At 75.9% G+C, this 11,425-nt stretch carries 11 protein-coding genes; 7 read left to right on the top strand and 4 right to left on the bottom strand.

Translation table 11 applies throughout. The annotated features are described in order from the left end of the window. The first annotated feature begins 210 nt into the window (after window positions 1-210). The 4 genes from VNL12_RS05135 (at window position 211) to VNL12_RS05150 (ending at window position 4,285) form a co-directional block, all read left to right on the top strand. Complete coding sequence (locus tag VNL12_RS05135) at window positions 211-879, top strand: DUF4129 domain-containing protein (protein WP_325592149.1); 669 nt, start codon at window positions 211-213, stop codon at window positions 877-879. Next, window positions 876-1,862, top strand: coding sequence for a DUF4350 domain-containing protein (locus VNL12_RS05140; protein ID WP_325592151.1), 987 nt, complete (start codon window positions 876-878; stop codon window positions 1,860-1,862). The genes VNL12_RS05135 and VNL12_RS05140 overlap by 4 nt, the downstream gene beginning before the upstream one ends. After that, window positions 1,852-2,844 (top strand): MoxR family ATPase, encoded by a 993-nt coding sequence (locus VNL12_RS05145; protein ID WP_325592153.1) that lies wholly within the window; start codon window positions 1,852-1,854, stop codon window positions 2,842-2,844. Before VNL12_RS05140 ends, VNL12_RS05145 begins: the two co-directional genes overlap by 11 nt. Window positions 2,845-2,923: 79 nt before the next feature. Then, on the top strand, window positions 2,924-4,285 hold the full coding sequence (locus tag VNL12_RS05150; protein ID WP_325592155.1) for a DUF58 domain-containing protein: 1,362 nt from the start codon (window positions 2,924-2,926) through the stop codon (window positions 4,283-4,285). Window positions 4,286-4,313: 28 nt separating this feature from the next. Here VNL12_RS05150 and VNL12_RS05155 read toward each other — a convergent pair whose 3' ends face one another. Beyond that, window positions 4,314-5,534, bottom strand: a complete 1,221-nt coding sequence (locus VNL12_RS05155; RefSeq protein WP_325592157.1) for a stage II sporulation protein M — start codon at window positions 5,532-5,534, stop codon at window positions 4,314-4,316. Window positions 5,535-5,576: 42 nt separating this feature from the next. On the opposite strand from VNL12_RS05155, the gene VNL12_RS05160 reads away from it, so the two are divergent. The 3 genes from VNL12_RS05160 (at window position 5,577) to VNL12_RS05170 (ending at window position 8,053) form a co-directional block, all read left to right on the top strand. After that, on the top strand, window positions 5,577-6,338 hold the full coding sequence (locus VNL12_RS05160; RefSeq protein ID WP_325592159.1) for an RDD family protein: 762 nt from the start codon (window positions 5,577-5,579) through the stop codon (window positions 6,336-6,338). Window positions 6,339-6,462: 124 nt separating this feature from the next. Further along, the gene (locus VNL12_RS05165) at window positions 6,463-6,945 is read left to right on the top strand and encodes a WXG100 family type VII secretion target (RefSeq protein WP_325592161.1); all 483 of its coding nucleotides are present in this window, start codon (window positions 6,463-6,465) and stop codon (window positions 6,943-6,945) included. Further along, window positions 6,938-8,053, top strand: a complete 1,116-nt coding sequence (locus VNL12_RS05170) for a hypothetical protein (RefSeq protein WP_325592162.1) — start codon at window positions 6,938-6,940, stop codon at window positions 8,051-8,053. Before VNL12_RS05165 ends, VNL12_RS05170 begins: the two co-directional genes overlap by 8 nt. A gap of 126 nt (window positions 8,054-8,179) precedes the next feature. Here the strand turns inward: VNL12_RS05170 and VNL12_RS05175 are convergent, their stop codons facing one another. The 3 genes from VNL12_RS05175 to VNL12_RS05185 all read right to left on the bottom strand — a co-directional run bounded on the left by VNL12_RS05175 (window position 8,180) and on the right by VNL12_RS05185 (window position 11,264). Continuing rightward, window positions 8,180-8,821 carry a class I SAM-dependent methyltransferase gene (locus VNL12_RS05175; protein WP_325592164.1) on the bottom strand — a complete coding sequence of 214 codons (642 nt, stop codon included), beginning with the start codon at window positions 8,819-8,821 and terminating at the stop codon, window positions 8,180-8,182. Continuing rightward, a complete protein-coding gene (locus VNL12_RS05180; protein WP_325592166.1) occupies window positions 8,818-9,867 on the bottom strand; it encodes a glycosyltransferase family 2 protein in 1,050 nt (349 codons plus the stop codon). The genes VNL12_RS05175 and VNL12_RS05180 overlap by 4 nt, the downstream gene beginning before the upstream one ends. 86 nt (window positions 9,868-9,953) lie before the next feature. Beyond that, complete coding sequence (locus tag VNL12_RS05185) at window positions 9,954-11,264, bottom strand: PASTA domain-containing protein (RefSeq protein WP_325592168.1); 1,311 nt, start codon at window positions 11,262-11,264, stop codon at window positions 9,954-9,956. Window positions 11,265-11,425 lie beyond the last annotated feature (161 nt).

Raw genomic sequence — 11,425 nt, forward strand, 5'->3', positions numbered from 1 at the left:
GTGCCGGCGCGGGCCCAGCCGGCCCCGTGGCCCCGCCCGGCGGTGGGGTGCCGGCCCCCCCACCCGGTGCGTGGCGCCCAGCGCCGGGCTCCGCACCGTCGGGCTCCTCACCGTCGGGCTCCGCGTCGTCGGAGGCCCCCCGGTTGAGCGCCGCATCGTCGGACCATCCATCGTCGAAGGCCGCACCGTCGGGCGCCGCACCATGGGGGGGTGCTCCACCCGATGGCTGACGCCGAGAGGGCGCGCGCCGATGCCCGCCGGATCCTCGACGGCGACCGCTACCAGGAGCGCGAGGTGCCCCGGCCGCTGCGCGGCGTGCTCCGGTGGATCGGGGAGCGGGCCCAGGACGTGGGCGAGCCGGTGGGCGACCTGCTCTCGACGCCGGCGGGGGCCGTCACCGCGGTGGCGGTGGTGCTGGTTGGCGCCGCGATCCTCGCCGGCATGGCGGCGCGCCGCCGCAACCGCACCCACGAGGCGGCCGAGGTGCGCCGGCGTCGGGCTCACCGGGCCGATCCCGCGGCTCTCGACCGCGAGGCGGTGGCCGCCGAGCGCGACGGAGACCTGTCCACTGCCGTGCGACTGCGGTTCCGCGCCGGCGTGCTGCGCCTGGAGGAGGCCGGCGCCGTTGCGGTGCGGGCCGACACGACAACCCGGCGGGTCGTGGCGTCGGTGCCATCGCCCGCCCTCGCCGCGCTGGGCCGGACCTTCGACGAGGTGGCCTACGGCGGTCGAGCGGCGGCGGCCGACGACGTCGACGCCGCCCGGCGGGAGTGGCCGTCGATCGTCGCCCGCGCCGAGGCCCATGGCGACGCCGGCGCGAAGGTCGCGCCGTCGCCTCGGAGTGTCGAGGACGGCCTCGGTGCGAGGAGGACCCGGTGAGCGGGGTGCCGGCGTGGTGGGCCCGGACCGGCCCGGTCAAGCGGGTGGTCCTCGTGGTGGTGGTCCTCGTCGGTGGCCTCAACGTGGTGCTCGCCGGGTTCGACGCCGTGGTCGGCAGCGACCCCGGCGGGCCGTCGGGTTCGACCTTCGCCACCGGCGACGACGGGACCGCCGCGTGGGCCGACCTCCTGGAGCTCCGGGGGGTGCGGGTCACCCGCATCCAGGAGCCTCTCGCCGACGCGTCTCTCCACCCCGCCACCACCCTCGTCGTCGTCGACCCGCCCGATGCCGCTCCAGCCGCGTCCCTCCGGGCGGTGGCCGACCACGTCGCCCGGGGCGGGCGGCTGGTGGCGGTGGGCGCCGGCGCGTCCGACCACGTCGCGGCTGCGGTCGGGCACGACCCCGGGTGGACCGAGGAGGGCCCGACCCGGGCCCAGGCGCTGGCCGACGCCCCCGAGACCACCGGGGTCGAGCAGCTCTCGGGCGGCGGTCGCGGCCGCTACCGGACCACGACCCGCTTCACCCCTCTCGTGGGCGGCAGCGGCGAGGTGACGGCGATGGCGCGGGGCGGCGTGGTCGCGGTGGCCGACGCCTCGCTGCTCTCCAACCGCCACCTGGGCGACGCCGACGCCGCCGCCTTCGCCCTGGCCCTCGTCGGCGACGGGCCCGTCGCCTTCGCCGAGGCCCAGCACGGCTACGGGCGGGTCGAGGGCATCTCGGCGCTGCCGGTGCGGTGGCGCCGGGCGGCGGTCGGCCTGGCCGGAGCCGCCCTGCTCGCCATGTGGTGCGCCGGGCAGCGCCTCGGGCCACCCGAGCGCACCGCCCGGACCCTGGCCCCGCCGCGGCGGGCCTACGTCGACGCCCTGGCCGCGGCCCTGTCCCGAACCGCTCGACCTTCCCGTACCGGTCGCGATCCCCGTCGTTCGGGCGACGCCGATCGCGACCAGTTCGACCGGCCTTCCTGGAGGCGCCGTGACCGATGACCGACCGACCGATGCGACCGTCGTCGACGTCCGCCGCCGCCTGGGCGAGGCGGTGGCGCCGGTGGTGGTGGGCGCCGGCCCGGTGCTCGACGCCCTCGTCGTCGCCCTCGCCGTCGGGGGTCACGTCCTGCTCGAAGGGGTGCCCGGCGTGGCCAAGACGCTCGTCGCCGAGGCCACCGCCCGGGCCCTCGGCGCCCGCTTCCGCCGGGCCCAGTTCACCCCCGACATGTTGCCCTCGGACCTCACCGGCACCATGACCCTTCGCGACGGCGACCTGACCTTCCGCCCCGGCCCGGTGTTCACCAACGTGCTGCTGGCCGACGAGATCAACCGCACACCGCCGAAGACCCAGGCCGCGCTGCTGGAGGCGATGGGGGAGGGGCAGGTCACCGTGGACGGCTCGCCCCGGCGCCTGGCCGACCCCTTCCTCGTCGTCGCCACCCAGAACCCCATCGAGTACGAGGGCACCTACCCGCTGCCCGAGGCCGAGCTGGACCGGTTCTTGATGAAGGTCGAGGTGGGGTACCCGACCGAGGCCGACGAGGCCGCCCTGTTGCGACTGGCCCGCCGGGGCCTGGCTCCCGCCGCGCTGGGCGAGGTGCGTCCCATCGTGGCGCCCGACGCCGGGGGCGAGACCGTCGGCGCGGTCGCGGCGCTGGTGGCCGCCCTGCGCGCCGAGGTCGACCAGACCACCGTCAGCGACGAGGTCGGCGCCTACCTGCTGGCCGTCATCCGGCGCACCCGCGAGCTGCCCAGCGTGGAGGTCGGTGCCAGCCCCCGGGCGGGGGTCCACCTCCTCGCCGCCGCCAAGGGCACGGCCCGCCTGGCCGGCCGGGGTTTCGTCACCCCCGACGACATCGTCGAGGTCGCCCCGGCGGTGCTCCGCCACCGCCTCGTGCTGCGGGCCGAGGCCGAGCTCGAGCGCTTCCGGCCCGACGACGCCGTCGCCGCCGCCATCGCCGCCGTTTCGGTGCCCCGGTAGCCGACGTGAGCTCCCGGGGCACCAGCCGCGACGACGACATGGTCCCGGCCCGGCCGACGGTTGCGGACCCGAGCGCCCGGTGAGCCCGTCACCCCGCGCCGTGGGGCTGGCCGTCGTCCTGGCCTTGGCCCTGCTGGTAGCGCCGTGGCCGCTCGTCGTGCTGGTCGCGATCGCCCTCACGGGGGTGGTGGGGGCGGACGCCATGGCCGCCCGCCGTCCAGTGACGGTCACTCGCACCGTGCCCGGCCGCCTCGCTCGCGGCGTGGCCGCCCCGCTCAGCGTGACCGTCGAGGGCCTCGGGGCCCGGCGGGCGCGGGTCCGCCAGCCCCTTCGGCCCGATGTCCAGGTGGAGCCGGCCGAGGCCGACGACGGCCTCGAGGCCCGGGTGGTGGCCCACCGACGAGGCCGCCACGAGCTGCCCCCGGTGGCCGTGCGGGTGGTCGGGCCCCTCGGCCTGGGCCGGTGGGACCACCAGGGGGCCGGCCCGGCGGCGATCGACGTGGACCCCGACCTGCCCGCGGCGCGCCGCCTCGCCACCGCCGTGCGCCAGGGCCGCTTCCGCGATCCGGGCCGGCGCCGACGAGGGGCGATCGGGCTGGGCACCGACTTCGACCGCCTGCGGGACTACCAGCCCGACGACGACGTCCGCCACGTCAACTGGGTGGCGACCGCCCGCCGGGGCCGACCGCTGACCAACCAGTACCGGGAGGACACCGAGCGCGACGTCGTCGCCCTCGTCGACCTGGGCCGGCTGATGGCTGCTCCGGTGCGCAGTTGGGATGCGACGGTGCCCGATCGCACGCGCCTCGACGTGGCCGTGGATGCGGCGGCGGCCCTGGCGGCGGTGGCCGACGCGGTGGGCGACCGCTGCGGGACCGTGGCCTTCGACGACGAGGTCCGGGCTCGGGTCACGCCCCACCGGGCCTCGGGGGCGGCGGTGGTGCGCGCCCTCCACGCCCTCGAGCCCCGTCCCGTCGACAGCGACCCCGAGCTCGCGTTCCGGGTGATCGGCACCACCAAGCGGGCGCTGGTGGTGGTGCTCACCGACCTGGTCGACGCGGCCGCGGCGGCCGCCCTGCTCGACGCGGTGCCGGTGCTGGTGCGCCGCCACGCGGTGGTGGTCGCCTCCTGCGCAGACGTCGATCTCATCGTCGATGCCGCTCCGCCGGACCCGGTCGACGCCACGACGCCTATCGACGGCGACCCCGACACCGGCACGCCCGGCACGGGCCCTCCCGGCACTGGCACCGGTGCCTTCGACGCCGGCTTCACCGAGGCCGCCCGGCGCGGCGCGGTGGCCGCCCGGGTGCTCGACGCCCGGGACCGGGCCGCAGCCGAGCTCACCCGCCGCGGCGCCCGGGTCGTCGAGGCGCCGCCCGACCGCCTTGCCGCCGCTGTGGTCGCGGCCTACCTCGACGCCAAGGCCGCCGCCCGGCTCTGACGGCGCGGACCCATGTCCGACTGGCGCCTCAGAATCTGGCGGGATCCCGGTGACCGCGTTCTGAGCCACAGATCGGACCCCCATGTCCGGCTGGCGCCTCAGAACCTGGTGGGGTCTCGGTGACCGCGTTCTGAGCCACAGATCGGACACCGGCCTGGGTGCCGTCCTGGTCGGGGCGACGACGCCAGCCCGGGCGGTGAACGGCCCGGGTGCCGTCCCCGCCGGGCCGACCGTCCCCGGTGCCGCTCCGGTCGGGGCGGCCGCGCCCGGCGACGAGCAACCAGAGCGGCGCCGCCACCACGACGCCGACGGCCAGCGCCACGCCCGGCGACAGCCCCCGGGGGGTGACGAAGCCCTCGACCAGGCCGGTGGGCACCAGCCACAGGGCCACCCCGAGGGCCATCTCCGCCGCCGCCCGCATCTCGCTGACCAGCGCCTCACCTCGCGGCCGGTGACCGGGCGCGACGAGGGCGGCGCCGACCCGCAACCCGGCCGCGCCGGCCAGGGTGACCAGGCTCCACTCGAGGAACCCGTGGGGCGCCAGGTAGGTGACGGCCACCGGGCCCGCCCCGTTGGCGGTGAAGAGGCCGACCACCACCCCGACCGTCGCGCCGTTGAAGAGCAGGAGGCCGGCGGTGAGCAGCCCGCCGGTCATGCCCCCCGCCAGGGCCAGCAGCGACACCCGGATGTTGTTGGTGAAGATCTGGGTGGCGAACGAGGCGCTGTCACCGGGGCCCAACGCTCGGGCCCCGCCGCCGCCGCTCGCGGCGGAGTCGGCCGCCTCCCCGGCGAGGGGGCTGGCGCGGGCCACGCGGGTGGCGGTGGCGGGGTCGTGGTCGGCCCACACCGCGAACCCGATCGAGGGCCCCCACAGCAGCACGACGGCGGCGAGCAGGATCCGGGGTCGCTCCCGAACCCGGGTGTAGAAGCCGGTGGTCAGCCAGTGGCGGAACGATCCCCGCCGTCCCGGGGTGCGGTAGACGAGCACCCGCGCCCGGCGGACGAGGGCATCGAGCTCGTCGACCACGGGGTCACCCGGCCAGCGCTGGCGGGCCCGGGCCAGGTCGGCCGCCACGGCCCGGTAACCCTCCCCGAGGTCGAGGATGTCGGCCGGCGCGAGGCGGTCGAGGCGGCCGCCGGCCGCCCCGACGAGCTCGGCGAGCCGGGCCCAGCGCCCGGTCCGCTCGGCGATGAAGCGCTCCACCCCGCGGCGCACCGGCACGTCGGCCGCAGAGCCACCGGCGCTCACCAGGGCCCCGGCCGGCGGTGAGCGGCCGGTAGCGTGCCGGCGGTGGAGATCGAGGACCGGGTCACGGTGGCCACTCCCGAGGGGGTCGACCTCGAGCTGGTGGTGGCGGGCTTGGGATCGCGGTTCATGTCCTCGCTCGTCGACACGGCGCTGCAGGCTGTCGTCATCATCGCGCTGCTGATCCCGGCCCGGGTGGCCGGCGGGGCCGCGGGTTCGGCTCTCGCTGCGGTCGCCGTCATGGTGGTGGCCGTCGGGCTCCCGACCGCCTTCGACGCCTTCGCCGCCGGCCGCACCCCCGGCCGGCGCCTCACGGGCCTGACCCTGGTGATGGCCGACGGTGCAACGGTGCCCCTGGTGTCGGCCGCGGTGCGCAACATCGTGCGCATCATCGACTTCCTGCCCGCCGCGTACTCCGTCGGTGTGCTCTCGGTGCTGGCCACCCCCCGAAACCAGCGCCTCGGTGACCTGGCCGCGAACACGCTGGTGGTGCGGGCCGCGCCGGGCGGGCGCTCGGCGCCGGTGGTCGTCCCCGGTGCGGTCCGCCCCGACGCCCCGGCGGCGCGACCGGGCGCGGGGGCGCCGGCCATGGCCGGGTGGGACCTGACCGGCGTCCGCCCCGCGGATGAGGCGGTGGTGCGGTCGTTCCTGGCCCGACGGGCCGGGCTCGACCCGACGTCGCGCGCTCGGGTCGCCGGAGACCTGGCCCGCCGGCTCGAGCCAGCGGTGGTCGGCCCTGATCGCGCCGCCGGCGACGAGGCCTTCCTGGAGCAGGTGCTGGCCGCCCGGGAGGCTCGCGGCCGCTGAGCCGGGCACGACGTCAACGTTTCCAGCACATCTCAGCTCATCCCATGTTTGCCGGTGAGCGGCTCCGGGGAGGCCCCTGGTGTCCTTCCCCCCGAGACACCACCGCTCCGGAGGGAGGGCCCCGATGGCCCCGACCGCTGCCCACCTGCGCGTCGCCGCCGACGGCCTGCGCACCACCGCCCGCCGCCTCGACGCCGACCTCGACCCGCTGGCCGACAAGGGTGACCACCGCACCTGGGAGGGCCCGGCCGCGACGGCGTACCGCCGGGCCGCGGCCGACATCGAGGGCCGCGCCGAGCAGGTCACCGCCGGTCTACGTTCGCTCGCCACGCTGCTCGACCAGCGGGCCGAGGAGCTCGTGCGTCGCGCTGAGGAGGAGGCCCGGCGGTCCCGGGAGGCCGCCGAGCGGGTGCGGGCCGAACGGGACCAGGGGCCGCGGCGGGGCCCCGACGACCCCCAGCGCCGCCCCCCCCGTCCGCCCCCGTACTGGAGCGACGCGGGCCCCGGGTCCTCTCGGGGTGAGGCCGGGACCCGAGGCGGGACCGGGAGCCAGCCTCGATCCGACCCCGGAAGCATCGGCGATGCCCTGGGGCTCGATCATGGCTGAGCACGGGCTCGTCACCCTCGACCCGGTGCGCCTGGCCGGGTTGGAGTCCTACCTCGCCGGTCTCGGCGACGGGTGCGCCCGGGGCGCCGGCGCGGTGATCGACGACCTGGCCGGCACCGGGGCGAGCGCGCCGGGCGAGGTCGCCGAGCTGGGGCGCATCGCGGAGTGGTGTCGAACCCAGGCCGACGGGGTCGTGCGGCGGCGTCGGATCCTCGAGGGCCTCCCCGCCGCGCTGCCGTGGCCCGACTTCGCCTTCTCGTCGCGGGCCGAGGCTCGAGAGCGCGCCGATGTCGTCGCTCGGGACCTCCGCCGGGCGCTCGACGCGGAGGAACCGTCGTGGCCCGCCCTCCAACGCCTGCTGGCCGATGTGGCCCGGGGAGCTCACTCGCCCACGTTCATGGCCGGGGTGTGCGACGAGCTGGGGTTGGCGTACCGGCGAGCCCTCCCGGTCGTCGTCGAGCTCAGCCACCGGGACGTCGTGCCCGACCCTCCGTCCCGGCCCGGAGGGTCGAGCACGGACCCGGAGCTGGTCGCGGCGCGCTCGGTGGCGCTCAGGCTGGCCCCGCCGGAGCCCGACTCGGGATCGGGTCGGCGCCGACCGGCCGTCGAGGTCCCCAGCTCGGCGGGCCCGGGCGGCGCGGTGGCGGCGGTGAACCACGCCCTCGACCTGGACCTCGACGACGAGGCCATCGCCGACATTGAGCGGGCCGGCCGCGATGTCGGTCTCGCCACCGACGTGGTGTCCGGGGTGGTCAAGGCGCTGCGCGCCCTGAAGGACAGCAAGGTGCGGGGCCTGGGCCCGCTCGCGGTGGTCGGCCTGCTCATGGACATCCCGGCGGCCATCTCGGACCCCGACGACGTCAACGTGCTGAGCCTGACCTCGTCCGGGTTCGCCGTGGCCGCTCCCGCGACCGGCGTCGCGGCGCCGGTCCTCTACCTGGCGTCGGCCGTCCTGGCCTTCTGCGCCTGGGCCGTCACCACCGCCCGGGACACCGACGACCGAGAGGTGCGCCGCTACAACGAGGGGACGGGCGAGACCACCTACCCGAGCGGGAGCGACGACAACCCGAACGTCGGGGTCGCCGGGGTGCCGACCCGCTTCGGCTGAGCTCGGCGACCGCCCTTCTGAGGTGCGAAGCGGACATGGGTGTCCGCTGGAGGTCTCAGAACCCGCGAACCGACGAGCGATCGCGCTCGGACGACTCCGCCCACGACGCCGGGCCGGAGGCTCGGGTCAGGCCGGGGTGCGCACCGAGGCCGCGACCATCGTCCACGGGAACGGCGAGCGGACGGCGCGCACGGTGAAGGTCGAGCCCACCAGCAGGCCGAACCCGCGCTTCGACCAGTGGTTGATGTGCCCGGGCGTGTTGCCCAGGTCCTTGAGGTACTTGCCGCGGGCCAGGTTGGCGGCGCACCAGATGCGCTCTCGGGGCACCGAGAGCACGAGATCGCGCCGACAGACCCGGTTGAGCTCGCGGAGGGCGCGGATGGGGTCGGGCACGTGCTCGAGGACCTCGATGGCCAGCACCAGGTCGAAGGAGTCGTCGGGGAACGGCAGCCGGCCGATGTCGGCGAAGGCGCCGGAGTGGGCCTTGCCGATCCAGTGGGCGGCCAGCTCGTGGTCGGGGAGGTCGATGCCGGCGATGGGCACCCCCGGCCACCGGGCCCGCAGCCGCTCGGCCACCTCCCCCTCGCCCACGCCGACCTCCAGGATCGCCCCGGGTGCGGTGGGGGGCAGGGAGGCGTCGAGGGCGCCGAAGAAGCCGTCCATCAGCCGGCGCTCGATGGGGTTCTGGGAGGCGTACTTGTCGTAGGTGTTGCCGGTGGGGACGTCGTCGTCGATGACGGCACCTGCGGTGTCGGTCGCCTCGGTCACCGGAGCACCTCCTCGGCCCGGCGGGCGCCCTCGGACCGGCGGGCACCGTGGCCCGGGGGGAACGTCGGGGGCACGTCTCGGGTGTAGCCGGCGGCGGGCTGCACCTCGTGGGTGGCGCGTGTGGCGCGACCGATGAGGTCGGCCAGCATGCCGATCACGAAGATCTGGAAGGCCACGAGGAAGATCAACAGGGTGTTGATCGCCACCCGGAAGTCGCCGTCGGCCAGGTCGTAGATGAGCTTGCCCAGGCCGAGGAACGTGAAGAGGAACCCGATCGGCAGGAACACCCGGAAGGGGTCGAACGAGAGCGTCATCCGGATGACCTGCAACAGGTACCGGCGGGTGTCCGACGCCCAGTGGAACTTCGACTCCCCGGCGCGGGTGGAGTACGTGATGGGCCAGTACCTCACCGTGTAGCCGTGGGCCAGGAAGGTGAGGGTGATGGTGGTGACGCAGCTGAACCCCGGGGGCAGCTGGCTCACGTACTGGAGGGCGACGTCCTTGCGGAACGCCCGCATCCCCGAGTTCAGATCCGGGATCGGGGTCTGCACCAGGTACGACGCCAGCTTGCGGATGAAGGCCTTGGCCGGCACCCGGAACGCCTTGTGCGTGCCCTCCTCGGAGGTGCGGGCCCCGACGACCTGATCGTAGCCCTCCATCTCCCGCACCAGCTCGGGGATGAGGTCGTTGGGGTACGACATGTCGACATCGGTCCACACGACGATGTCACCCCGCGACGCCCGGGTGCCGTACTTGCGGGCCGAGCCCGAGCCCCGGTTGGTGAGGAACTGGAGGAGGCGGATGCCGTCGATCTGGCGCAGGGCGTCACCGGAGCCGTCGTTCGACCCGTCATCGATGACGATGATCTCATAGGAGAACTCCGAGGCGTCCATGGCGGCCCGGATCCGGTCGATCTCCTGGCCCAGGTGGCCCTTCTCGTTGTAGACGGGCAGCACGATGCTCACGTCGATCTTCCCGTGGGCCCCGCTGCCGGCTTCGCCGTCAGAGAGCCCGTGCTCGCGGGTTCGCTCGCTGCGCTCACTCATGGACCGACGCTACCCGTCACCCTGCGCCACCGGGGAACCGCACCGGGCCACGAACCGCGCCCATGGGGTGCCCCCGCCCAGGCTGCTCACAGGATGAACGTGAGGTTCTCCTGGATCTCGTAGCGGTCGGTGACCGGGTTGTCGGGCGTGACGCAGTCGGCGGAGCCGTTGTAGTACATGCCGATCGGGTGCTGGGTGCCATCGGCGTTGGTGCGGACGAGGTAGCAGGTCCAGCGGCTGACGCCGAAGCCGGGGTTGCCGGGGTACGCGTAGCCGATGGGGTTGCCGCCGAAGCCGGCGGTCCACGGGGAGGCGTCGTAGGGGTTGGGCGCCACCGTGCCGCAGTAGTGGCGGAGGGTGCCGCCCTCGCCCCGGCTCCAGCAGTACACCGGTGCGCTGCCGGGCTCGGGCCCGGCGAAGAGCTGGAACCGGGTACCGGTGTCGTTCCACGCTCCCGGGTTGCCGCCGGGCGCTCCGTCCCCGGTACCCCGGAGGGTGTGGGTGGCCTCGGCGCCGCGCTGCCAGTCGATCACCTCGCGCAGCGCCGGTTGGTAGGTGTACACGGTGACGGTCTGCCCCTCGCTCACCACCGAACCCGGCGCCGGGTCCTGGGCGATCACGCCGTTGTACGCGGTCGGACCTTGCGGTGGGTTGGGCGAGGCCACCGGGCTGCACAGCAGGTTGATGCCGGGGTTCTCGGCGTTGACCGCGTCGACGGGGGCGCAGCCGATGCCGGGCAGGGCGCGCAGCGTGATGGTCTTGGGCTGGTAGGGCCCGAAGTAGTAGGCGGTGATCGGCGTGTTGGGGTCATAGGACCCGGCCGCGCCGGGCTCGACGCCACCCACGACGCCCTCCTGCTCGGGGGTCGGCGCCGGGTCGGCACCCTGCACGGCCTGGCAGCTCTTGAACCCGTTCTGCAGGGGGACGGTGCACGCGTCGCCCTGAGGCTTGCCGAGGAGCCAACCCGGGTCGAAGGCGATGGGGGCGTAGTCGGCCCAGTAGGCGAAGGAGACCGTGTCGCCGGCCTTGGCCTCGGCCCCGGCGGCGGGGGCCTGGTCGTCGAGCACCACGTTCAGGTTCTGATCCGCCGGCGCGCCGGATCGGGGCTCGGGCTGGGGCACCAGGCCTGCGCCGCGGACGGCCTGATCGGCGGAGGCGGGGTCGAGGCCGCCCAGCGGGGGGACCTGGACCGTGCTCCGCACCGCGACGCGGACGGTGACCTCGGTGCCCGGGGGCACCTCCTGGCCGGCGGCGGGCTGCTGCTCGAACACCTCGTCCTCGGGCTGGTCGTCGTTGACGACCGCTTCGGGGACGCACTCGAGGACCACCCGGCGGAGCTCGGCGCAGGCTGCGTCGGGGCCCCGCCCCGTCACCTCGGGCACCGACACGTCGGGCACGGCCGGCTCGGCGGGGGGAGGCGCCGGGGGAGTGGCGGGGGAAGGCGCTCGGGGAGTGGCAGGAGGAGTCGCCGGGGGAGTGGCGGGCGGAGTGCCGGGAGGAGTGGCGGGAGGAGTGGCGGGCGGGGTCGCTGGGGGGGTGGCGGGCGGAGTGCTGGGGG

It is taken from the genome of Iamia sp., from assembly GCF_035575815.1.
In the GTDB taxonomy this organism is placed as follows: domain Bacteria; phylum Actinomycetota; class Acidimicrobiia; order Acidimicrobiales; family Iamiaceae; genus Iamia.